Origin of the sequence: Pseudomonas sp. B7(2017) (genome assembly GCF_002112745.1) — a bacterium.
Classification (GTDB): Bacteria; Pseudomonadota; Gammaproteobacteria; order Pseudomonadales; family Pseudomonadaceae; genus Aquipseudomonas; species Aquipseudomonas ekonensis.
The window spans coordinates 235313-257590 of the sequence record NZ_NEIP01000007.1 but is presented as its reverse complement, the minus strand read 5'-3'; the positions used below and the strand labels follow the sequence as shown (position 1 = coordinate 257590).

Below are 22278 nucleotides of genomic sequence, written 5' to 3'. Positions count from 1 at the left end.
CTTGTGCTCCTGATCCTCTAGCCAGACGTCACTGCCAGCTTCACCACTACCAGCTTCGCGCATAATGATGATAGATCCCGCAAGCCGATCCGCTTGATGTTGAAGATTATTCTTCTCTGATGGCGTCCCTAGCAAGTGTAGATGTGAGCAGTCATTCCAGCATTGCAGGTGCTTAGGGCAGGGAGCCTGTGAGAAGTCGTGGACACAGCCACCAAATGGAGTTACATGCAATGCCGTGGCATGGATCGTCAAAAAAGCTTCAGCGGTGGTTATACCCTTGCTCTGCAACAGTGCATGATAGCTATCGGTCAGAGGCCCTTGGATCGCCCCCTTTCTAATTTCTGAATGTAAGAAGTCAATGCGGTCATGATAACTGTTAAATGTTAAATGTTAAATGTTAAGAATTCCTGATGCTCAGCGACATCCTCTTCAATAGTCGTATGCTGATAATACTTATTTTGCTTTAAATTCTTCCTGCCCAGCGCCAGAGCTTGCTGGACGTCGCTCATCCCTGTTAGCTGATAGATGGTATTGCGCCAGTGGCGTGGTTGGTGGCTGGTCAAACGAATTGGCGATCCATCTGCTTCGAGTAATGAGCGACGCGTAAATATCGACGGATACCTAGGTTCAGCTCCCAAGGCTCGATTGATATCAATAAGCGTAACACGCCGCGGAATCGCTCGAAACACATTCTCATCGCGCCCCCCGAAACGAAACTGACCATCAAAAGCGATAGCGAGTGTTTCGCTGGTCTTGAGTAAAATAGTATATTTGCCTGCATTGTACTCCGTAAGTGCCACGTGCTCCTTGAGTTTTGGAGCTATAAGGCGCTCAATGTCACCTGCTAAATATCTGTGCCGTTTTATCTTTCCCGCCTTCGACGAGGTTGCACCATCTTGGGGGAAAATCCCATTTCGGGTCAGATACAGATAGAGATTTCTTCCGTACTCTTGTTCGTTACTGAATCCCAGCCACTCCATGACCTGATCGTCCGTCAAAAGCTCGTCTTGCGAATATCTCCATATACGTCCTGGGTTGTTTTCTTGCCACGCCGCAATCTCCCTCTGTTCAGAAGTCAGTGCTTTTAATCGCTCAATGGCACGCTTCGCTAGGGGAATATCGCTCTCTGCTAGCCAATGCACTCGAGATTGGAATTGCTTTTCTGCAAAATATCTTATTCCGCACTCAATAATAGGTTTGCCATGGGCATCAACTACAATATTGCCATCAGTATCTTTTATATTCCTTTCAATCCAGCAATCAAAAGGTATCACCGCAACCTCATTACCCCGTTGTCCTGTTGCGATCAATAAATCGATCACACGCAGCAAGATTTCCTCGCCCTCACTGAAGGGGTTATTCGAGCATAGGGCATACGCTTCCATCGCCTCGCGAGAAGGCAGCCGGTCATTAGACTTCCGCTGCTTTGTCGCACGATCGGGATCATGCAATGAAATATAATCGTGGCGGCGCTTCTCTGGTCTCGCATCATGCTCAAAATGGATAGCTATCTCGGTTAACTGCAGACTATCAATCGTATCGGCGATTACTTGTAGATGAGAAATTGCGTCATAAAAATTTTTGTAGCCACTCTCACGGAGAAAACTTACGACACGTTCGAAATCGCCTTGTGTCAATAGTGCGGGGGCAGATACGCCGCGCTCAAATAATGGATTATAGAGTCGGCGGACGGCAATGTTGTATGCAACCACCATTGAGAACTTCAGATTTCGCGTACGTTGCAGATATACAATCAAGGCCTTGCTGAATTCTTGAAATGCTAAGGGGAGCGGCCCTTTGTTCGGGGCAGGATAACCTGTCTTCTCGAGGGAATGTCGGTGGGTCTCGAAAGTAAGTGTATGTTTGCCAGGATCCCTTTGCGGTAGCCAATTTTCGACTCTCCAAAATGCTTCCGACCACGGAGTTGAAATCGGTAATGACCGAAAAATAGCCTGTTCTTGTCTAATAAAGCTTTCGAGGTTCTGCTTCGCCTTAGACAGCGCCATCTGCGTCATCCTCTGTGTGCTGCCGACAGCGCTCAATCGTAGCGCTTACCGCCAGGATGGTTATCTGATGCTGAGCGAGGGGCCGGTTGTGGATGAGGTCTCCGGCTTGTTCTGCCAGATCAATGAATCGCTGAGCTTCTAGTTGGAGCGCTTCTCTCACTTGTTCATGACGGCCATCTGCAAAGGGGTGAAATTTTTTGCAGGTGTAGCAGGCATAGACAGGATTGTAAGGGCAGTGCGTATGCACTGGGAGGGCGCACGCACCGATGTCTCCGATGTATTGTGTATCGATGACACCGCGGACGGCTCTTTCTGAGACTGTATCCCGGCGCTGGACAATTTCCCCGGTTAATAAACTATGCATAATGCGCCGATAGGAAGGGCTCTTTCCAAGTGCTTTCTCTTTAATCCTGGCAATGTTTGGAGTTGCTGTTACATAAGCACGCGCCGCTACAGTGCTGTTATGGCCGAGTAGTTCGGCAATCATATCCATTGGGGTGCCCTGATCAGCCAGGCCTTGTCCGAGGTGATGACGCAGCAGCATGGATACCTGATTTGCCTTTTCTATCCCTGCTTCACGTAGCTCATGTTTGAGGCCTTGACCTATTTCATTAACCGAAAGGCGCCTTCCACGGCGACTGACAAATAACGGTTCGCAGCCGCTACCAAAACGGCGTTGAATTTCTGAAATGTGCCGTGAGATTTTCGCCCCAAGGAGATTGGTTATTTTGCGAGGGCGTCGCTCAGGCATGCGCTGGCCGATCTTTTTGGCCATGGGGAGCCATAGAGTATAGTAGGTCTCATGATCAGAACTTTCAATTAACTCAAAATCGACAATGTCTAGCGAATGAAATTGAATGGATCTTGGTGCTAGTTCGAAACCCAAGTGAAGCGCCATATTAAGCTGGATTTCCTCCCAAGAGCAAAATGATAAATCTCGTCCAATGCGCTTTAGCAACCGAATTTCTTCATCAAGCTCTAAGCTAGACTGCGAGAGAAAAATTCTTGCATACGGATCAACCCGATCCGATCTTGTATTCTTGACTTTTAGGTAAGATCTCGTGTCGAAGCCATTAATTCCTCTATTGTTTGCCCAACGATAAAACCCTCGAAATCCTACCAATGCTCTTCTAGATTTTTTTAACTCTTCAAGAGCTGACGTTAGTTCAATTGGCTCCCAAGGAAGCCCAGTCGCTAGGTTCGTATTAGATAAAAAGCGAAGGGAGTCTGCGAACATTGCCGCTGTTCGAGGCGCGTATTTCTCAAGTGCATAGGCCATGAAGCCCTTGCCAATTTCGATGAGCTCTGGGTTCAATTGAAGTACAGTCCAATCAATTGTCATTGCAATGCCACCGTCATACCACGTCCAGACGTTCAATCTAGTATCGACGTACCTTGGTTGGTCATTGGTGCGAGTTCGAATCGCAACATGAGCCGGTCCCTTGAACACGTAGGCTGGAGGAGAGGAGGAGGGTGATGCTTGTTCGTGATCGGCTGATTGAGTCACGACGAACCTCCTTAGCTGTCAAGTCGGCCCCAAGCTGCCGAGGCACGTTGAGCGTTATGGCGGTTGGCCGACTCGGCTAGATAACGACTTGCATAACGACGTGGCATCGCCGAAGTCTCAGCCCAACCGCAGACTCGCCGGAGTTCGTCCGTGGCGCGCTCCAGGTCGAGCCCACGCTGCTCGACCAAGTAAGCCAAGAAACGGTCGGCGAAGGTGTGGCGAAAGTCATGCGCAGAAAGAGTAGGCAACAATCCCGGATGCGCCAGTTCAATGGTCAGAAACAGCCGATCGAGGACGTTAGACAATGCGCGAATCGACAGCGGGCGACCTCTGTCAGAGATGAACAGATAGCGGTACAGCAATTTCATCGGTTTGCCGTCACGTAGAGGTCGCCGTTCGCTCTGGATGTAGTGCTCGTAGACCTCATACAGCTGTGCAGAAATACCTACGGTTCGTCCGTGGGTTTTCAGCGCAGGCTCTTCAGCACGCGGGTCGGCGGGGTCATGTTCGCGGTCATTGATGGTGACATAGGCGTGCTGAGAACCTTGGTTGATATCCGTGGTGTAGAGCTTCAGAAGCTCTCCACGACGGATACCGGTCTCCAGCAACAATTCAATCATTAGCCAATTGCGCAACTGCAATCTTTCCGGAAACGGATTCTCCGCGGCTCCCGGGCGAATCAGCGTACGAACAATCTGGAGTTGGGTATCGGTCAGGCTGCGATAACGAATGTGGTTGGGGCGAACATTGATGATATGGCTTTCAAAGCGTCGCTCAATGACGTCGGCGACATCTGCAAATGCCACCTCGATGTTAGTCAGAGTGGTTGAGTTCTGACGAGCGCGAGGGATGTATCGGGTGACAGACCAGGACAAGTACTGCTTTAACAGTCGCAGGTATTGGTCACGGGTACGCGGATCGATCTGTGGAAAAGATGCCATTGCAGTTGTGCCGATTCGGGCGACCAGATTATCGGCCTGGCGGCCGCTTTGGAGCCAGATGGTGTAACCGTCAAGTAGCGCCAGAATCGCCTCGAAGTGGCAGGCCAAGATCGCCTCATCGATATCTAGGTTTCGACTTTCGGCATAGCTGTAGAAAGCCTGAATCGCACGTAGATGAGCCGCGGCAGTGCTGTAAGCGCGATGTCTGAGCTTGAGTTGGACGTAAATGAACGGAATGAGTTTGGGCAACGGCGCGGCGTTACCAGCCTGCACGAGCAGCGGCACACGCTGACCTGAAGAGAACCGACACTGAATCAGCTTCATCGGCAGCCACCTCAATTAAGGAGTCACCATGAACACGAAGGACATGGCCCGTTGAAAGAGTGGATGTCAGAGACGGATTTGTCGAATCAGCAGCTTAGGTAACTCATGAACATCTATGACATAGCCTGTCGTTTAACATAATATACATTATGCGTACTTTTATGTGAGGCGTACCGAGCCGTCCTGCCCAGATTGAAAGCCACCACCTGGGCTACTAGAGCCTCTTTCCATTCCCTCAACCACCGGCTTGTCAATAGCACACTTGAGCGACTGTTCCGGATCCAGCCTGGTGTTAGGCTTCAATCGCGTCACCTCACGCGAATGGCCGATCTGTTCAGATTGTTGGTTCATGCAGGTCTGGCCAATGCATACGCTGCATGTCAGATAACTGAAGGGATTCGAACATGAAAAAGTCCATAGCGGCTCTGGCCGTATCCGCGACGCTCGTACTCACCGTAACGGTCGCGAACGCTTCCGTGCATCCGACCGCCATCCAGGCTCCGCAAACCGTCAATCCGGTGACAGCCTCACTGGATACGCCTTTCGGAACGCAGGCAAAAGCCGGCGAGATCAAGTTGGCGAGTCTGGCCAGAAGTTGCTCCGATGAACGCTATTCCTGGTGGGAGTACAGCGGCTGGGAAATCGTTGGCTGTCTCGTTAGCGGCCAGTGGTAACTGTTAAGGCGGCCCTGGTGCGTGAGCGCGCACCGGGCCTGTCAATTGCGCCCTGTCCCGTCCCAACTAGGCATCACAACGCCAGTCTGTCGATCAGATCCCGATGTTGCGGAAACCGCTCACAGAGCTCATCTCGTTCGCCCAGCCTCATGTCCGCATAGTCGAAACCCGGCGAGACAGCCTCGCTGATCAAGCCGAATCCGTGCTCCCCATCCAGTAACCGCGAGGCTTTCCAGACACCGCCAGGCACGTAAAGCTGCAAGTGCTGCCCGGCCAAGACATCGGCGCCCATCACGACGGTTTTCAAGGTGCCGTCAGGCAGGATCAGGCTGTACTCGATCGCGTCGCCCACATGGTAGTAATGAACGATGTCGGATCGGTTCAGATGCAAATGCCCGATGGGCGCATTCTCGGTCAGCAAGTAGTAGATCGACGACATCAGAGGACGCTTGCCACCGGGCGTGTCGATCATGGGTTCGAGATCGTTTTGATACGTGCGCCGGTAGAAACCGCCTTCGGTGTGGGGTTCCAGGTTGAGTGCGGCGGCCAGTTCCCGTGCGTCATATCGGTTCAATCGTCCAGTCCTCGCTGCGCTTGGTGTCACGATTGATATAACTACACTAAACAGTCATTTAGCGTAGTTATAATTTATTTGCATATTCGTCATCCCTATCTGCCCGCCACCGCTTGCGCGCATGCACGTAAGCCGCCAGATCGTTGTAGCCCAATTGAGCCGCGATTTCCGCCCGGCTGAGCCCCTGCAGCTCCAGATACTGTTCCGTCTCCGCGCGCACCCGGTCAAACAGCTGGCGGAAGGTCAGGCCTTCCTCTTCCAGTCGCCGGCGCAACGTCCGGGCGCTTTGGTGCAACGCTTGCGCCTGGGTTTCCAGGCTGGGCTTCTGGCTCGCGAGCAGGTCCTGGCGGATCCCCTGCGCCACCCTTCCCGCCCAACCGCTCAGTTGATGCTGACGGGCCAGGCGTCGGTCCAGTTCCTGGCACAGCACCTCCATCATCCCGACATGTGCGGTGAGCAGCGGCCGCTGCAGACTGGCGCGATCGTAATACACACGATTGTGGCCGCAGCCGAACCGTACGTCCTCGCCGAACCACTGAGTGTATTCGGCGTGATAGTCAGGCTTCTCATGCGCGAAGCAGGCTCGCTGCGGCAGGATCGCGCTGTCCATTCCGGCCCGCAGCACGCTGACTGACATCACGCAGTAGTGCTCAACCACGTAACGCACCAGGCTCGCCGGCGCATCGATGCGCAGCTCCACGCCGAGCCAATCACCCTCCTCGACCAGTTCCACGTGGTCCATGTCCGACGCCAGCGACGCGTAGCGCGCCCAGAAGCGGATCGCCTCTTCGAGATCGGCGCTGAACAGGCAGGCATGGGCCAGCACGTGCCAGTCCTGGCGGCGGAAATGGGAGAAAAGATGCAGGCCGATGGCCGGATCATGGACGGCGGCCTTGGCCCAAAGCTGTTCCAGGGCGACCATGCTGTAGTGGGTTCGCGGCTGTGAGGAACGGCTGTGGAGATAACGCTCCAGCACCCGCCCCAACGGCCCGCGGTGAAACCGCTCCGGCATCGGGTTGGCCGCTTCTCGGGTGATTCTGTCCGTTTTGCGCATATCGTGCGGCGGGCCCTTGGTTTTTTATTGTCTGGCACCGGCCTTGTCGGCCCCAACCAGAGAGTGCCATGAATACAACAACAATAACCAACAGTCCGATCCCGATCATCAGCGCCATCCTGATCGGCTTCATCGTCCTCGAAATCGCCTGCGCCTGTTTCCGGCAGCCCCGTGCCCAACGCCGTGACGCGGTCATCGAAATCATCGGCTCAGGCCTGCTGATGGGCGTCACGCTGCCGCTGGTGACATTCCTCAGCGCCTGGCTGCTCGACCGTTTCGCGCCGCAGACCAAAGACAGCCTCGCCGGCCTGCATTGGCTGCTCGGGCTGGGCCTGTTCCTGGTGCTGGACGACATGACCCAATACTGGTGGCACCGCCTCAGTCACAAGGTGCCGTTCCTGTACTCGCTGCACCGCGCCCATCATTCGGCGCCGTACATGAGCATCCGCATCGTCTACCGCAACAACAGCTTCTATTACCTGCTGATGCCTGGGCTGTGGTTCTCCGGCGCCCTGCTCTACATGGGCCTGGCCCCGGTGTATTTCGGCTACCTGATCGTCAAGATGCTGGTGATTTTCGGAGCCCACAGCAGCGTGCCGTGGGATGACCGGCTGTACCGCATTGCGGCGCTGCGCCCGTTGATGTGGCTGCTGGAACGCACCATCTCGACCCCCGCCACCCACTCGGCGCACCACGGGCTGAATGCCGACGACGGCGTGACCCACTACAAGGGCAACTTCGGCAACCTGCTGTTCTTCTGGGACGTGCTGTTCGGTTCGGCCAGGATCACCCGGCGCCGGCCTGAGCATTACGGCATCGAGGACATGCGCCCGGTCAGTTGGCAGCACGAACTGTTCTGGCCGCTGGTGCGCGACAAACGCCCGCAACCCCGGAAAACCGCCAACCAGGAGCTGGCCCAATGAGCCTGAACATCGTCCTCGTCGCCGGCTCCAGCCAGCCCGACAGCCAATCGGCGAAAGTCGCCAGGTACCTCGCGGGGCGCTTGCAAGACTTGCAACGTTGCAGCCGCCCCAGCGTCATCGACCTGGGCCGCGCGCCGCTGCCCTTATGGCCCGCCGAAGACACCCAAGGGATCTGGGCAGATCACGCCGCGTTGCTGCGCGAGGCAGACGCATTGGTTGTCCTCACCCCGGAATGGCACGGCATGGCCTGCCCGGCGCTGAAGAACCTGTTCGTCCACGCCGGCTACCGCGAACTGGGCCACAAGCCTGCGCTGCTGGTGGGCGTCTCGTCCGGCCAGGGCGGTGCCTACCCGCTCTGCGAGCTGCGTGCCTCAAGCTACAAGAACTGTCGCATCTGCTACCTGCCCGAACAGTTGATCGTGCGTCAGGTGGAAACCGTGATGAACGGCCCGGAGAGCGCCGGTCCAGACGACCAGCGTATCCGCCGCCGCGCCGACTGGGCGCTTCACGTGCTCGGCGAATACGCCAAGGCGCTGGCCGGCCTCGGCGCCCGCCTGCACCCGGACGATCCGGAATTCGCCAACGGCATGTGAGGCCTTGCGCGTAACGGTCGGCCGCCGGGCTGGCCGTTGCGCGCCGTTGCGTCGCTCAGTTCCGCCGCTTCAGTGTCTCGCTGGGCAACTCCTTGAACAGGGCCCGGTAACTGCTGGAGAACCGCCCCAAATGCCAGAACGACCAATTCATCGCCACTTCGGCCACCGTGTTGGCCCCGCCGCTGCGGCCAAGCAGTTCGCGCCGGGCGCTGTTGAGCCGGCGCAAGCGCAGCCAGTGGGTCGGGGACATGCCGGTGTAGGCCTTGAACGCCTGCTGCAACTGACGCAGCGACACCCCGGCAACCTGTGAAAGCTCCAGCAGGTTGACGGTCTCTTCCGGCGAGTCCGCCGCCCATTCGCCCACGCGCTTCATGATCCTCCGCTCATCGGCCCTGCGCTGCTGGGCGCCGCGGTCCAGGCACAGCCGGGCGTTGTCGAGGATGAACAGGCAGTCCTCCAGCAACTGGCGGGTCAGTGCGTCTTTAGTCGTCGGGTCGAAGGTCTGCGCGAGCCGGGTCAGGGTCGCGCTGAGCCAGCGGCTGAACAGCGCGTTCTGCCCGCCGTTGAGCGGCGCCATGAACAGCCCCTCCAGCCGGGCCACGTCCAGGCCGTGCTGGCGGACGAAGTCGGGGCCGAACACCACGGCGATTTCCTGGTAGTTCTCCGGAGTGATCCAGATGTTGCGGCTCTCTTCGTTGAGCAGGTAAAGCGCGTTGTCGCTGCGGTCGAAACAGAACGCCAGCGCCCCTGGCGGCGCACTGAAGTTCTGCTCGACCCGGGTGTTCATCTGCTCTTCGTAGACCTCCACACCCTGAAGGTCCAGGTAGCGGATCCGCCCGGCGAAATGCCCCGGCGACATCTGCTGGTAATGCTGCACCCAACCCGGCGTGGCGCGGATCTGTTCGGTGACGTCGGCGGTGTCGAAGGCTTGAACCTGTATCGGGTTACACGTTGTCATGGGAGACCTTGCGCACTCTTTTGGTGCGCTTTGGTGCTGCTGAAAGTGGATAGATGGAACCGCAAGGCCCGCCCAAGATAGACGTCAACGCGCCACAGGGGAAGCCTGCGGCAGATGAAACCGTATTCCCGGCGCGTCAATAAAACCAACGACGAGGTCTTTATGAACGCCCCTTTCGATCAGCTGTTCACATGGCTGAAAGATCACAAGATTACCGAAGTGGAATGCGTGGTCAGCGACCTGACCGGCATCGCCCGCGGCAAGATCGCACCGACCAACAAGTTCCTGCATGAGCGAGGCATGCGCCTGCCGGAAAGTGTGCTGCTGCAAACGGTAACCGGGGATTTCGTCGACGACGACATCTACTACGACCTGCTCGACCCGGCCGACATCGACATGGTCTGCAAACCGGTGAGCGACGCGGTGTACGTGGTGCCTTGGGCCATCGAGCCCACCGCCATCGTGATCCACGACACCTTCGACAAGTTCGGCAACCCGATCGAACTGTCGCCGCGCAACGTGCTGAAAAAGGTTCTGCAGCTGTACACCGACAAGGGCTGGAAGCCGATCGTGGCGCCGGAAATGGAGTTCTATCTGACCCAGCGCTGCGAAGACCCGGACCTGCCGCTCAAGGCGCCGCTGGGTCGCTCGGGCCGTGCCGAAAGCGGTCGCCAGTCGTTCTCCATCGACGCGGCCAACGAGTTCGATCCGCTGTTCGAAGACGTCTACGACTGGTGCGAGCTGCAAGGCCTGGACCTGGACACGCTGATCCACGAAGACGGCCCGGCGCAGATGGAAATCAACTTCCGCCATGGCGACGCGCTGGATCTGGCCGATCAGATCACTGTGTTCAAGCGCACCCTGCGCGAGGCGGCGCTCAAGCACAACGTCACCGCCACCTTCATGGCCAAGCCGATCGGCGACGAACCCGGCAGCGCCATGCACCTGCACCAGAGCGTGGTGGACATCGCCTCCGGCCAACCGATCTTCGCCGATGCCGACGGCTCCATGAGCACGCTGTTCCGCCACCACATCGGCGGCCTGCAGAAGTACATCCCCAAGGTGCTGCCGATGTTCGCGCCGAACGTGAACTCGTTCCGCCGCTTCCTGCCGGACACCTCGGCGCCGGTCAACGTCGAATGGGGCGAAGAGAACCGCACCGTCGGGCTGCGGGTGCCGACCTCGGGGCCGGAATCGATGCGCGTGGAAAACCGCCTGCCGGGCGCAGACGCCAACCCGTACCTGGCCATCGCCGCCAGCCTGCTGTGCGGCTACATCGGCATGGTCGAAGGCGTCGAGCCGAGTGCTGCCGTGGAAGGCCGGGCCTATGAGCGGCGCAACCTGCGCCTGCCGATCACCATCGAAGAGGCCCTGACCCAGATGGAAGAGTGCGAGACCGTCGCCGGCTACCTGGGCGACAAGTTCGTACGCGGCTATGTGGCGGTCAAACGGGCCGAGCACGAGAACTTCAAACGGGTGATCAGCTCCTGGGAGCGGGAATTCCTGCTGCTGAGCGTCTGAATCCCTGTAGGAGCGAGCCTGCTCGCGAGAGGCCGGCACAGCCAACATCTTCGCCGGCTGACAGACCGCTATCGCTAGCAAGCTAGCTCCCACAGGAAACACAGCAACCCGAAACACCGCATTCCCCTGTGGGAGCGGGATAGGGCCGACACAGCCAACATCGTCGTCGGCTGACAGACCGCCATCGCCAGCAAGCTAGCCCCCACAGAAAACACAGCAACCCGAAACACCGCATTCCCCTGTGGGAGCGGGATAGGGCCGACACAGCCAACATCGTCGTCGGCTGACAGACCGCCATCGCCAGCAAGCTAGCCCCCACAGAAAACACAGCAACCCGAAACACCGCATTCCCCTGTGGGAGCGGGATAGGGCCGACACAGCCAACATCGTCGTCGGCTGACAGACCGCCATCGCCAGCAAGCTAGCTCCCACAGGAAACGCAGCAACCCAAAAATTCCAACAATGCCAAGAGGTGTCGCCATGCGTCCGTTGAAATCCATGATCCCCGCCGCCCTCGCGCTGCTGTGCAGCGCCGTGGCCCAGGCTCAACCCCAGGTCAGCGTCTACAACTGGACCGACTACATCGGCGAGACCACCCTCGCCGACTTCCAGGCCGGCAGCGGGATCAAGGTGATCTACGACGTCTTCGACTCCAACGAAACCCTGGAAGGCAAACTGCTCGCCGGCCGCACCGGCTATGACGTGGTGGTGCCCTCCAACCACTTCCTGGCCCGCCAGGTGAAGGCCGGCGCGTTCCTCAAGCTCGACCGCTCGCAATTGCCGAACTGGAAGAACCTCGACCCCAAACTGCTCGCCCTGCTGGAGAAGAACGACGCCGGCAACGAACACTCCGTGCCTTACCTGTGGGGCACCAACGGCATCGGCTACAACGTCGACAAGGTCAAGCAGGTGCTGGGCGTCGACCACATCGACTCCTGGGCCGTGCTGTTCGAACCGGAGAACCTGAAGAAACTCACCCAGTGCGGCGTGTCGATGATGGACTCGGCCGACGAAGTCTTCCCCGCCGTCCTCAACTACATGGGCCTGGACCCGCGCAGCGAAAGCCCGGACGACTACAAGAAGGCCGAAGAGAAGCTGCTGAGCATCCGCCCCTACATCACCTACTTCCACTCCTCCAAGTACGTGTCGGACCTGGCCAACGGCGACATCTGCGTGGCCTTCGGCTATTCCGGCGACGTGTTCCAGGCCGCCAACCGCGCCAAGGAAGCCAAGAACGGCGTGAACATCGCTTACGCGATCCCCAAGGAAGGCGCCAACCTGTGGTTCGACCTGCTGGCGATCCCCGCCGACGCCAGCAATCCGAAGGAAGCCCACGCCTTCATCAACTACCTGCTCGACCCGCAGGTGATCGCCAAGGTCAGCGCCTCGGTCGGCTACGCCAACCCCAACCCTGCGGCCAAGCCGTACATGGACGCCGAGCTGGTCAACAACCCCGAGGTCTACCCGCCCCAGGCGGTGCTCGACAAGCTCTACATCTCCTCTACCCCGCCCCAGTCGATCATGCGTCTGATGACCCGGTCCTGGAGCAAAGTGAAGTCGAACAAATGAATCAGTCCACCCAGGAACACACCCGCTCCTACTACGCCGCTTCCGCCCGCGCGGCCACGCCCTACCCGGTGCTGGACAGCGACCTGAGCGCCGACGTCTGCGTGATCGGCGGCGGCTTCACCGGCGTCAACACCGCCATCGAACTGGCGCAGCGCGGCCTCTCGGTGGTGCTGCTGGAGGGCCGGCGGATCGGCTGGGGCGCCAGCGGGCGCAACGGCGGGCAATTGATCCGCGGCATCGGTCATGACGTCGAAAGCTTCGCCCGCCATGTCGGCAGCGACGGCGTGCGCTACCTGCAACAGGCCGGGATCGACTCGGTGGAGCTGGTGCGCCGGCGCATCGCCGAGCACGGCATCGACTGCGACCTGCGCTGGGGCTTCTGCGAGCTGGCCAACACCGCCGCGCAGTTCGAGGCGTTCAAGGCCGAACAGGACAGCCTGGCGAAGTCCGGCTATGCCCATGAGACGCGGTTGGTGGCGCCGGAACAGATCCGCCGGCAGGTGGTGAACGCCGGCGTCTACCAGGGCGGCCTGATCGACATGGGCTCGGGTCACCTGCACCCGCTGGATCTGGTGCAGGGCGAAGCCCGGGTGGCCGCTGCGCTGGGGGTGCGGATCTTCGAGCAGAGCCAGGTGCAGGAGATCACCCACGGCGACACCGTACAGGTGCGCTGCACCCACGGCACCGTGCGTGCCGGCAGCCTGGTGCTGGGCTGCAACGCGCACCTGGACGAACTCGAACAGAAACTCAGCGGCAAGGTGCTGCCCGCCGGCAGCTACATCATCGCCACCGAGCCCCTGTCGCCGGAGCGCGCCGCCGAACTGATCCCGCAGAACCTGGCGCTGTGCGACCAGAAAGTCGGCCTCGACTACTACCGGCTCTCGGCGGACCGCCACCTGCTGTTCGGCGGTGCCTGTCACTATTCCGGGCGGGATCCGGCGGACATCGCCGCGTACATGCGGCCGAAGATGCTCAAAGTGTTCCCGCAACTGGCGGACGTGCGCATCGATTACCAGTGGGGCGGCAAGATCGGCATCACCGCCAACCGCTTCCCGCAGGTGGGCCGTCTCCGGCAGCACCCGAACGTGTTCTACGCCCAGGGCTATTCCGGCCACGGCCTGAACGTCACCCACTGGTGCGCCAAACTGCTCGGCGAGGCGATCCACGCCGGCCACAGCCAAGGCATGGACGTGTTCAGCGGCGTGCCGCACATGACCTTCCCCGGCGGCCCGGCCCTGCGCTCGCCGCTGCTGGCGTTGGGCATGTTCTGGTACCGCCTGCGGGAAATCCTCGGCTGACGGCGGCGCCGGCCCGCATTTGCTCTCTCGCAAAGCACTTCTATATTGAGGAAGTGCTTTTGCGTTCCTGACGCTCATTGCCGAACACACCCCCGGAGGTCATGGATGGAGACGTCAGCCGCGAGCCCGCCGCCCGCACCCGGTCCCGCCCCGGTCAAGACCCGGCGCTTCAACGTGTCGCTGGTGTGGATCGTGCCGATCGTCGCGGTGCTGGTGGGCATTTCGCTGGTGGTGCACAACCTGATGCAGGAAGGCCCGACCATCACCGTCTCGTTCAAGACCGGCAGCGGCCTGACCGCCAACAAGACCGAGGTCAAATACCGCAACGTGGTGATCGGCCACGTGACCGACGTCGAGCTGAGCAACGACCAGAAAAGCGTCAACGCCACCCTCAAGCTGTCCAAGCAGGCCGAGACCTTCACCCGCAAGGACTCGCAGTTCTGGGTGGTGCGCCCGCGCATCGGCGCCGGCGGAGTGTCGGGCATCGACACGTTGCTCTCCGGCGACTACATCGGCGCCGACATCGGTCAGTCCGACAGCCGCGCCAAGCGCTTCACCGGGCTTGAGAACCCGCCGCCGATCACCTACGGCGAACCGGGCAAGCGCTTCAACTTGCACACCCAGGACCTGGGCTCCCTGGACATCGGCTCGCCGGTCTACTACCGCAAGATCCCGGTGGGCCAGGTCGTCGCCTACGCGCTGGACGCCGACGGCAAAGGCGTGACCGTCGAAGTGTTCATCCATGCGCCCAACGATGCCTACGTCACCGAGAACACCCGTTTCTGGAACGCCAGCGGCCTGGACGTGAACGTCGGCGCCAACGGTTTCGCGGTCAAGACCGAATCGCTGTCCACCCTGCTGGTCGGCGGCGTCGCTTTCCGCGCACCGGAGTACAGCCCCAACGACGTGGCGGCCGAAGAACTCAAGACCTTCGACCTGTTCGACGACCAGCAGACCGCCCTCGCCCCGCCCAACGGCAAGCCGCAGTACCTGAGCCTGCGGTTCGACCAGGCGCTGCGCGGGCTCAAGGTCGATGCACCGGTGGAATTCCTCGGCATGGAAGTGGGCCGGGTGGTGAGCGTGAACCTGGATTTCGACGAGAAGAAACGCAGCTTCCCGGTCAACGTCGGCATCGTGATCTACCCGCAGCGCCTGGGCCAGGCCCACATCAAGATGCTCAAGGTGCTCAAGCACAATCCCGAAGACGAAGCCGCCGCCGTGCGGCTGATCGGCACCTTCGTCGAGAACGGCCTGCGTGCCCAGGCCCGCAGCGGCAACCTGCTCACCGGCCAGCTGTACATCGCCCTGGACTTCTATCCGAAGGCCGAAAAGGTCGCGTTCGACCCAACCCTGCGCCCCGTCATGATCCCGACCCTCCCCGGCAGCCTCGAACAGCTGCAGGAAAAGCTTGAAGCCGTGATCGACAAGCTCAACAAGCTGCCGGTGGAACGGATCGCCGGCAACCTGGACAGCAACCTGGTGGAACTGCGCAAAGGCCTGACCCAGTTCAACGCCAAGACCTTGCCAGGCGTGCAGAACACCCTGTCCGACGTGAGCAAGACCTTGCAGTCGGCCAACTCGACCCTGGCCGAAGACTCGCCGCAGCGCGAACAGCTGACCCGCACGCTGGATGAACTCGGCCGCATGTCGCGTTCGCTGCGCGAACTCTCGGATTACCTGGGCCGGCACCCGGAATCCTTGATCCGCGGACGTCCCGACAACGCCGCGCCGCTGGACCTGAAAGGCCCGCCGCGCAACTGAGCATAGGAGCTGTCCCATGGCCTCACCGCTGAAAACCGCCGTGCTCGCCGCATGCCTGCTGCTCGGCGCCTGCCGCAGCGACCCGATCAGCTTCCATACCCTGACCCCGGCGCAACCGGCCGCCGGCCGCGCCGGCCCGGACATCGCCCTGGAAGGCATCAGCGTGCCGCCGCAGGTGGATCGGCCGCAGATCGTCATCCGCCAGGGCAACAGCGGCCTGGCGATCCTGGAGACCGAATGGTGGGCGGCGAGCCTGGCCGATGAATTGCGTAGCACCCTGACGGATCAGTTGGGCAATGCCGGCAGCCCGCGCAAGGCGTCGGTGCTGATCGAGGTGCAGCGCTTCGATTCGGTGCCCGGCCAGTACGGGCTTATCGACGTCAAATGGCAGCTGCGGGCAGCGGGCGGCGACGGTGCGCGGCTGGCCTGCCGTTCGACCTTGCGCACGCCGTCCGGGCCTTCGATCGACGAGTTGGTGAGCGCCCAGCAAAACAACGTCAAACGCCTGGCCGCGCTGATCATTCAGGCCGCGGGCGGCAATCGCGGTTGCCCGACGGCCTCCTGAGCCGGCGGGGTCAGTTCCACCGCGAAACGGCAACCGTTGGGCTCACGGGTGGTGAGTTCCACCGTCCAGCGCTGCCGGGTGCAGATCCGCTGCACCAGCGACAGCCCCAGACCGAGCCCTTCGCCGCGACGCTCGTCGCCGCGCACGAACGGCTGGAACATCGCCGGGCGCTGCTCCTCGGGGATGCCGATGCCGCTGTCCTCCACCACAAAACCGCTTTGCGTCAGCGTGAGGCGCACGTAGCCCTTATCCGTGTAGTGCCAGGCATTGCGCAGCAGGTTGCCCATCACCGATTGCAGAAACGTCAGGTTATAGCTCTGCGAATGGGTCGGGTTCGGGTCGTAGAAGAACTCAAGGCCCTTTTCCCGGATCAACCGGCCCCAGATTTCCGCCTGGGCGTCCGCCACCTGCCTGAGCGTGGCGCAGATGTCGTTGCCGGTGTCGTCCTGGGCGCGGGCCAGCATCAGGAAGGTGTCCACCAGTTGGCGCATCTCATGGCTGGCCCTGGCGATGCGGTTCACTTGCGCCGTGGAGCGCGGGTCAAGCGACGGATTGGCGAGCAGCAACTCGCAGGAGCCGGACAGCACCATCAGCGGCGTGCGCAGTTCGTGGCTGACGTCGGCGGTGAACAGCTTTTCCCGGCTCAGGGTCTCGCGCAGGCGCCCCAGCGTCTGGTCGAACGACAGCGCCAGCTCGCCCACTTCATCGGCCGCGTAGTCCGGGTGCAGCGGCGGCGCCAGCTCCAGCAACTGATCGCGGTGCCGCACCTGCCGCGCCAGGCGGATCACCGGCGCCATCACCCTGCGCGCCAGCAGACGCCCCAGCACCAACGCCAGCAGTACGCTGAGCAGAAACCCGACGGTCACCACGACGAACAGCAAGTGCTCGCGCTTTTCCAGGCTTTCCTGGTCGCGCAGCAGCACGTACTTGCGCCCGCCGACCAGCTCCACCATGGCAAAGAACGCATCGTCGCCGAACGTCACCTCCTGAAAGCCCGGCGGCAATGCCGCCAGCGTCGGGGTAAGCGCCAACGGTCCCGGGCCTCCCTCGAAGTAAAAAAGTTCATCTTTTTCCGGGCGATGGTTCCACCGGGTGATGTCATCCATTGCCAACAGTCGGCGTAATCCGCCGCTCAGGGCGGTGCTCGTCAGCTTGTGCTCCACCACATGGACGGTGGCCACGATGCCCACGGCAAACACGCCCGCGACGACGGCGCTCATCAGAGCAAACACGATGACGATGCGCTTGCTCAGGCTTTGCTTGAGATCCATTCGGTTCGGTGACTCCAGGGCTTTGGCAGGCGCGTTCCGGGCTGCACGGCATGGGGGCGACACACCGTCGCCCCTGTTGAAGTCGAAAAAATACAACTTCAGCCCAGCCGTCAATATTTGTAAGCCTCTAACCCAAACAAAATTCGGATTTGAGTTTATTTATCAATTACCGGATTAGTTGCGGATCTACGGCTCTGGCATTTTTTTCACATGTTCTTCACCGCGCCCCAACGAGCAGCTGCGTAGTGTTCAGCTACCGTTCATGTTTCCCGCGATCAAAGTTGATTAAATAGTTGGCACTCCCCGTGCCTGACTTATTCAGAAAGTTCTAAGGGGTCGAGCCTTGGGAGAGTCCGTGCAATTCATTTCCGCCAATAAGAAAGGGCGCTTGAAACATATGCGCATACTGGTGCTATTGGCCTGGCTCCTGCCGCTGGCCGCGCTGGTCAGCGGGTTTGTCTGGTGGCCGCGCACGCCGACCTATCTGGGCAACGCGGGGCCTGCCGAAACCAGCCGGTTGGTCATGGCCTGGAAGGCTGGCGAGGTGGTTGCGCTGGTGCGCCATACCGAACGCTGCGACCGCTCCGAGAACCTTTGCCTGGGGCCGGCCGACGGCATCACGCAGGTGGGCAGCGCGGCGGCGACCACCGTCGGGCAAGGCTTCACTCACCTGGGCATGGATCAGGCCCAAGTGCTGAGCAGCCCGATGACACGCACCGCGCAGACCGCGCACTTCATGTTCGGCCACGATGCCGCCACCCAGGAATGGCTGGCCACCTGCGGCCCCACGCTGCGCAATGACGTGGTGGCGCACAAGGTTGCGCAACATAACCTGGTGCTGGTGACCCACAGCGGCTGCATCAGCGATTTCGAGAAGCAGACCGGGTTCCCCCACGCGGCCACCGCAGAATATGGCAGCGCACTGTTCGTACGCATCGGCGGCAAGGGGCAGCTTGAAGTAATGGGCATCGTCAACGCCGACACTTGGTCGCAACTTTCCCTGAAGTAAGGCCACAACGGAAACAGTGACGTTATTTGTCAGCCTAACCACAGCGCTTTCATTGTTTTGTAAAGAAAGATGTATTACGGGCCGCCAAACTGGACATCCGTCCCATTTAGGCTTGTCTTAATCGCGAGCGCGCCTGCCTGGAGGTTGGGACGCACTCTGAATACAGGAAACATCCGTAGCCCGATCACGCGCCTGCATTCATTCAACCCGATGGCCCACCGACGCAGGAACATGTCGGCAGGACCGTTGAACCCTGCACTCCGCCCCACCAAGGCTTTGTCATGACGTCCCAAAACAATCCGCTGCGCCACGCTGCCCGCCCTATCCCCCTGAACCGCCCCGACGCCTCCTTCGAACGCTGGGCCATCCTCGGCCTGGTCCTGGCGTTCGCCATGTTCTACCTGCTGCCGTTGATGAACCACGGCCTGTGGATCCCGGACGAGACCCGCTACGGCCAGATCAGCCAGGAAATGCTCCAGAGCGGCAACTGGGTCGCTCCGCACTTCATGGGCATCCGCTACTTCGAGAAGCCCGCCGGCGGCTACTGGCTGATCGCGATCGGTCAGGCGATCTTCGGCGAGAACCTGTTCGGCGTGCGCATCGCCTCGGCCCTGAGCACCGGAGTCAGCGTCTGGCTGGCCTACCTGCTGGCCCGCCGCCTGTGGAACTCGCCGCGCATCAGCGCCGCCTGCGCCCTGCTCTACATGAGTTTCGGCCTGATCGCCGGACAAGCCGGGTACGCCAACCTCGACCCGCAGTTCACCCTGTGGGTCAACCTGAGCCTGGTGGCGGTGTGGTTCGCCCTCGACAGCCGGACGCCAAGGGGCCGATTGGGCGGCTGGGCACTGTTGGGGCTGGCCTGCGGCATGGGCTTCCTGACCAAGGGGTTCCTGGCGTTGATGCTGCCGGTGCTGATCGTGCTGCCTTACATGGTCTGGCAGCGCCGCTTCGGCGAACTGCTGCGCTACGGCCCGTTGGCCGTGCTGGTGGCGGCGCTGGTCAGCCTGCCGTGGGTGATTGCTGTCCATTATCGGGAACCGGACTTCTGGCGTTTCTTCTTCTGGCACGAGCACATCCGCCGTTTCGCCGCCGGCGACGCGGCGCAGCATGCCCGCCCGTGGTGGTTCTACCTGCCGCTGCTGTTCGCCTCCACCCTGCCATGGGCGGTGCTGCTGCCGTCGACGCTGATGCGCACGTGGCGGGAACGGCGCGAACCGAAAACCGCGTTCCTTGCCCTGTGGTTCCTCCTGCCGCTGGCCTTCTTCAGCCTCAGCAGCGGCAAGCTGCCGACCTACATCATGCCGTGCCTGCTGCCGCTGGCCCTGCTGATGGGGCACACCGTGGTGACCTGGCTGGACAACCGCAGCAGCCGCGTACTGCGCCTGAACGGCATCATCAACACCGTGCTGGCCAGCGTGGCGCTGGTGGCCCTGCTCTACCTGCAGAGCAAGCGCGAACTCTACGAAAACACCGAGATGTTCAGCCTGTCGCTGGCCTACATCGTGCTGATCGGCTGGATCATCGCCAATGCCCTGCAAACCCTGCGACCGTTGACGCTGTGGGCGATGCCGGCGCTGGGCATCGGCCTGCTGGTGGCGCTGCTGCCGGCGGCGATGCCGGCGCGGATCGTCGACAGCAAGATGCCCGACCAATTCATCGCCGAGCACCAGCAGGCGCTGGGCGAAACCGCTTCGCTGTTGAGCAACGACCTGGGCGCGGCCTCGGCCCTGTCATGGCGGCTGAACCGCCCGCAGGTAGACCTGTTCAACACCGTGGGTGAGCTGAAATACGGCCTCGATGACCCGGCGATGGCCAACCGCAAGGTCAGCCTCGAAGGCGTCGGCCAATGGATGACCGAAGCCCGCAAGAAAGGCTCGGTGGGTGTGGTGATGCGCGTCAACAGCACCCAGGAAGAGGAAGAAGTCGAACTGCTGCCAGTGGATGGCCAGCACTTCCGGCGCGGTAACCTGCACATCTTCATCTTTCCCCAGAGCCAGCCATGACCGTAAGCAATGATCGGCGCGACGACCGTCGCGCCCTGTGGCTGCTGCTGGGCGCCACCGCCCTGATGCTGATGCTGGGCCTGGGCGGCCGCGAACTCTGGGGCGCCGAAACCCGCTGGGCCAACATCGCATTGCAGATGCTGCAAAGCGGCGACTACTTCGACCCGTACCTCAAGGGCGGCGCCTATTACGACAAGCCGCTGCTCTCCTACTGGCTGATCACCGCCAGCAGCTGGCTGACCGGCGGCCTGGGCCACTGGTCGCTGCGCCTGTCGTCGGTGGTGGCGGCGTGGCTCAGCGTGTGGCTGGTCTACCTGCTGGGCGAACGCCTGTTCCGTAAGGGCACCGGGTTGATCGCCGGGTGGATGCTGGCGACCACGTTCTACTTCGTGTTCTGGGCCCGGGTCGCCACCGCCGACATCCTCACCGTGTGCGGTGTGCTGGCGGCGGTCTGGTGGTACTGGCGCGGGCCGGACGACACCCGTTTCTCGCGCTACGTGGTGTTTTGCCTGCTGCTGGCCCTGACCTCACTGTTCAAGGGGCTGATCGGCTTCATCCTGCCGGGGCTGGTGCTGCTGCCGCACCTGCTGGAGGACGGCCGCTGGAAACGTCACCTCAACCTGCGCCTGGGCGCGGCGCTGCTGGTGGCCGGGGCGTTCTACATGACGCCGTTCCTGCTCTCGCACCTGTACGGCGCACCGAACTACGGCGAAAGCGGCCTGGGCCTGGTGCTGCGGGAAAACGTGGTGCGCTTCTTCCAGCCGTTCGACAACATCGGGCCGATCTGGACCTATCTGGTCTACCTGCCGGTCTACACCCTGCCGTGGGCGCCGTGCTGGATCATTGCGCTGTGGGTGGCGGCGCGTCATTGGCGGCACATCGAGCCGGACACCCGCCGGCTGATCCAGGGCCTGGGCCTGTTGCTGCTGTTCTTCACCGCCAGCGGCAGCCGGCGCAGCTACTACGTACTGCCACTGGTGCCGTTCGCGCAGTTGCTCGGCGCCTGGTGGATCACCCGTCGCATGGCGGCGCATGAAGCCCAAGGGCGGTTCGGCGGCAATCGGCTCAAGGCCGGGTTCGCCGCCGCCACGGTGCTGACGCTCGGCGTGCTGGGCGTCCTCTACCCGTGGACCAACAGTGGCGGCGGCGTGATCCGCTTCGGCGAAACCGTACGCCAGCAAGCCAGCCTGCAAGCACCGCTCAAACAGTGGGAAATGGTGATGGTCGAGGTGGACAACAAAGTGCCGATGTACCTGCAGACCGGCGGCGCCCCCTTCTACTACGTGCAGGAAACCCAGGACTTCCCTCGCGCCGGCGACACCGCCGCGCTGATGGCCTGGCTGGAACGCACCAGCGGCCGCCACTGGGATCCGCAGCGCACGATCATCGTCGCGCAGTACCGCCCCGGCGACCCGGTGCCCCTGGATTACCTGGGCGCGGACCACCAGGTCGTCACCACCACTCCCACCCGCGGCGAACAGGTGTTCCATGTCCGCCAGGACCAGAGCGTGGCCTACATCCCCCGCAACTGACCGACAGCGCTTCTGTGTGACGCACGGCAACCCTGCAAAGGCCGAGTGACTGCTAACCTGAATGGCAATGACATGTATTAACGGTTTGTTTGACGTTTTTTTCTCATTTGCCTCTCTACATTGCCAGCCATCCGACATTTGCAACTCATTCGCATTGCTAGGCACGCGACGGGTTGCCGATCACGTCTCACCACA

At 61.0% G+C, this 22278-nt stretch carries 18 protein-coding genes; 11 read left to right on the top strand and 7 right to left on the bottom strand.

What is annotated here, in order from left to right; genetic code table 11:
* Window positions 1–383: 383 nt before the first annotated feature.
* Genes CAG29_RS15995 through CAG29_RS15985 form a run of 3 tightly spaced genes read right to left on the bottom strand, consistent with a single transcriptional unit; the run spans window position 384 to window position 4778 of the window.
* Window positions 384–2006, bottom strand: a complete 1623-nt coding sequence (locus tag CAG29_RS15995; RefSeq protein WP_256576793.1) for a hypothetical protein — start codon at window positions 2004–2006, stop codon at window positions 384–386.
* The gene (locus tag CAG29_RS15990; RefSeq protein ID WP_085694776.1) at window positions 1993–3513 is read right to left on the bottom strand and encodes a tyrosine-type recombinase/integrase; all 1521 of its coding nucleotides are present in this window, start codon (window positions 3511–3513) and stop codon (window positions 1993–1995) included. Before CAG29_RS15990 ends, CAG29_RS15995 begins: the two co-directional genes overlap by 14 nt.
* An 11-nt stretch (window positions 3514–3524) precedes the next feature.
* Entirely contained in the window at window positions 3525–4778 is a 1254-nt protein-coding gene (locus tag CAG29_RS15985) for a site-specific integrase (protein ID WP_085694774.1), read from the bottom strand.
* Window positions 4779–5182: 404 nt separating this feature from the next.
* Here CAG29_RS15985 and CAG29_RS15980 point away from each other — a divergent pair, with 404 nt between their 5' ends.
* On the top strand, window positions 5183–5452 hold the full coding sequence (locus CAG29_RS15980; RefSeq protein WP_085632559.1) for a hypothetical protein: 270 nt from the start codon (window positions 5183–5185) through the stop codon (window positions 5450–5452).
* A gap of 73 nt (window positions 5453–5525) precedes the next feature.
* Here the strand turns inward: CAG29_RS15980 and CAG29_RS15975 are convergent, their stop codons facing one another.
* Together CAG29_RS15975 and CAG29_RS15970 are read right to left on the bottom strand one after the other, a co-directional pair.
* Window positions 5526–6026 (bottom strand): cupin domain-containing protein, encoded by a 501-nt coding sequence (locus tag CAG29_RS15975; protein ID WP_085694773.1) that lies wholly within the window; start codon window positions 6024–6026, stop codon window positions 5526–5528.
* 67 nt (window positions 6027–6093) lie between these two features.
* Window positions 6094–7080 (bottom strand): AraC family transcriptional regulator ligand-binding domain-containing protein, encoded by a 987-nt coding sequence (locus CAG29_RS15970; protein ID WP_085582993.1) that lies wholly within the window; start codon window positions 7078–7080, stop codon window positions 6094–6096.
* Window positions 7081–7148: 68 nt separating this feature from the next.
* Between CAG29_RS15970 and CAG29_RS15965 the strand changes: the two genes are divergently transcribed.
* Both CAG29_RS15965 and CAG29_RS15960 read left to right on the top strand, forming a co-directional pair.
* Window positions 7149–8003 (top strand): sterol desaturase family protein, encoded by an 855-nt coding sequence (locus CAG29_RS15965; RefSeq protein WP_085582995.1) that lies wholly within the window; start codon window positions 7149–7151, stop codon window positions 8001–8003.
* Window positions 8000–8596: an NADPH-dependent FMN reductase gene (locus CAG29_RS15960; RefSeq protein ID WP_085694771.1), complete on the top strand. Its 597-nt coding sequence runs from the start codon at window positions 8000–8002 to the stop codon at window positions 8594–8596. The genes CAG29_RS15965 and CAG29_RS15960 overlap by 4 nt, the downstream gene beginning before the upstream one ends.
* A 55-nt stretch (window positions 8597–8651) precedes the next feature.
* On the opposite strand, the gene CAG29_RS15955 is transcribed toward CAG29_RS15960, so the two are convergent.
* Complete coding sequence (locus tag CAG29_RS15955) at window positions 8652–9554, bottom strand: helix-turn-helix domain-containing protein (protein WP_085582999.1); 903 nt, start codon at window positions 9552–9554, stop codon at window positions 8652–8654.
* A 162-nt stretch (window positions 9555–9716) separates the two neighbouring features.
* Here CAG29_RS15955 and CAG29_RS15950 point away from each other — a divergent pair, with 162 nt between their 5' ends.
* From CAG29_RS15950 to CAG29_RS15930, 5 genes are all read left to right on the top strand, one after another.
* Window positions 9717–11075: a glutamine synthetase family protein gene (locus CAG29_RS15950; protein WP_085694770.1), complete on the top strand. Its 1359-nt coding sequence runs from the start codon at window positions 9717–9719 to the stop codon at window positions 11073–11075.
* Between the two features lie 480 nt (window positions 11076–11555).
* Window positions 11556–12644 carry a polyamine ABC transporter substrate-binding protein gene (locus CAG29_RS15945; protein WP_085694769.1) on the top strand — a complete coding sequence of 363 codons (1089 nt, stop codon included), beginning with the start codon at window positions 11556–11558 and terminating at the stop codon, window positions 12642–12644.
* Window positions 12641–13942 carry an FAD-binding oxidoreductase gene (locus CAG29_RS15940; RefSeq protein WP_085694767.1) on the top strand — a complete coding sequence of 434 codons (1302 nt, stop codon included), beginning with the start codon at window positions 12641–12643 and terminating at the stop codon, window positions 13940–13942. Before CAG29_RS15945 ends, CAG29_RS15940 begins: the two co-directional genes overlap by 4 nt.
* A gap of 105 nt (window positions 13943–14047) precedes the next feature.
* On the top strand, window positions 14048–15703 hold the full coding sequence (locus CAG29_RS15935; RefSeq protein ID WP_085632549.1) for an intermembrane transport protein PqiB: 1656 nt from the start codon (window positions 14048–14050) through the stop codon (window positions 15701–15703).
* Between the two features lie 16 nt (window positions 15704–15719).
* Window positions 15720–16268 carry a membrane integrity-associated transporter subunit PqiC gene (locus CAG29_RS15930; RefSeq protein WP_085583009.1) on the top strand — a complete coding sequence of 183 codons (549 nt, stop codon included), beginning with the start codon at window positions 15720–15722 and terminating at the stop codon, window positions 16266–16268.
* Here the strand turns inward: CAG29_RS15930 and CAG29_RS15925 are convergent.
* Window positions 16226–17539 carry a HAMP domain-containing sensor histidine kinase gene (locus CAG29_RS15925; RefSeq protein WP_085694765.1) on the bottom strand — a complete coding sequence of 438 codons (1314 nt, stop codon included), beginning with the start codon at window positions 17537–17539 and terminating at the stop codon, window positions 16226–16228. The genes CAG29_RS15930 and CAG29_RS15925 overlap by 43 nt on opposite strands.
* Before the next feature lie 397 nt (window positions 17540–17936).
* Between CAG29_RS15925 and CAG29_RS15920 the strand changes: the two genes are divergently transcribed.
* The 3 genes from CAG29_RS15920 (at window position 17937) to CAG29_RS15910 (ending at window position 22083) form a co-directional block, all read left to right on the top strand.
* The gene (locus tag CAG29_RS15920; RefSeq protein WP_085583013.1) at window positions 17937–18548 is read left to right on the top strand and encodes a histidine phosphatase family protein; all 612 of its coding nucleotides are present in this window, start codon (window positions 17937–17939) and stop codon (window positions 18546–18548) included.
* Window positions 18549–18829: 281 nt separating this feature from the next.
* The gene (gene arnT, locus CAG29_RS15915) at window positions 18830–20551 is read left to right on the top strand and encodes a lipid IV(A) 4-amino-4-deoxy-L-arabinosyltransferase (protein WP_085694764.1); all 1722 of its coding nucleotides are present in this window, start codon (window positions 18830–18832) and stop codon (window positions 20549–20551) included.
* Entirely contained in the window at window positions 20548–22083 is a 1536-nt protein-coding gene (locus CAG29_RS15910) for a glycosyltransferase family 39 protein (protein ID WP_085694762.1), read from the top strand. Before arnT ends, CAG29_RS15910 begins: the two co-directional genes overlap by 4 nt.
* The last annotated feature ends 195 nt before the right edge of the window (window positions 22084–22278 follow it).

Excerpts from the sequence above, each read along its gene's own strand:
- CAG29_RS15995 (WP_256576793.1), bottom strand. The coding sequence starts at position 2,006 with ATGGCGCTGTCTAAGGCGAAGCAGAACCTCGAAAGCTTTATTAGACAA.
- CAG29_RS15985 (WP_085694774.1), bottom strand. The coding sequence starts at position 4,778 with ATGAAGCTGATTCAGTGTCGGTTCTCTTCAGGTCAGCGTGTGCCGCTG.
- CAG29_RS15980 (WP_085632559.1), top strand. The coding sequence starts at position 5,183 with ATGAAAAAGTCCATAGCGGCTCTGGCCGTATCCGCGACGCTCGTACTC.
- CAG29_RS15970 (WP_085582993.1), bottom strand. The coding sequence starts at position 7,080 with ATGCGCAAAACGGACAGAATCACCCGAGAAGCGGCCAACCCGATGCCG.
- CAG29_RS15965 (WP_085582995.1), top strand. The coding sequence starts at position 7,149 with ATGAATACAACAACAATAACCAACAGTCCGATCCCGATCATCAGCGCC.
- CAG29_RS15960 (WP_085694771.1), top strand. The coding sequence starts at position 8,000 with ATGAGCCTGAACATCGTCCTCGTCGCCGGCTCCAGCCAGCCCGACAGC.
- CAG29_RS15955 (WP_085582999.1), bottom strand. The coding sequence starts at position 9,554 with ATGACAACGTGTAACCCGATACAGGTTCAAGCCTTCGACACCGCCGAC.
- CAG29_RS15950 (WP_085694770.1), top strand. The coding sequence starts at position 9,717 with ATGAACGCCCCTTTCGATCAGCTGTTCACATGGCTGAAAGATCACAAG.
- CAG29_RS15945 (WP_085694769.1), top strand. The coding sequence starts at position 11,556 with ATGCGTCCGTTGAAATCCATGATCCCCGCCGCCCTCGCGCTGCTGTGC.
- CAG29_RS15940 (WP_085694767.1), top strand. The coding sequence starts at position 12,641 with ATGAATCAGTCCACCCAGGAACACACCCGCTCCTACTACGCCGCTTCC.
- CAG29_RS15935 (WP_085632549.1), top strand. The coding sequence starts at position 14,048 with ATGGAGACGTCAGCCGCGAGCCCGCCGCCCGCACCCGGTCCCGCCCCG.
- CAG29_RS15930 (WP_085583009.1), top strand. The coding sequence starts at position 15,720 with ATGGCCTCACCGCTGAAAACCGCCGTGCTCGCCGCATGCCTGCTGCTC.
- CAG29_RS15925 (WP_085694765.1), bottom strand. The coding sequence starts at position 17,539 with ATGGATCTCAAGCAAAGCCTGAGCAAGCGCATCGTCATCGTGTTTGCT.
- CAG29_RS15920 (WP_085583013.1), top strand. The coding sequence starts at position 17,937 with ATGCGCATACTGGTGCTATTGGCCTGGCTCCTGCCGCTGGCCGCGCTG.
- arnT (WP_085694764.1), top strand. The coding sequence starts at position 18,830 with ATGACGTCCCAAAACAATCCGCTGCGCCACGCTGCCCGCCCTATCCCC.
- CAG29_RS15910 (WP_085694762.1), top strand. The coding sequence starts at position 20,548 with ATGACCGTAAGCAATGATCGGCGCGACGACCGTCGCGCCCTGTGGCTG.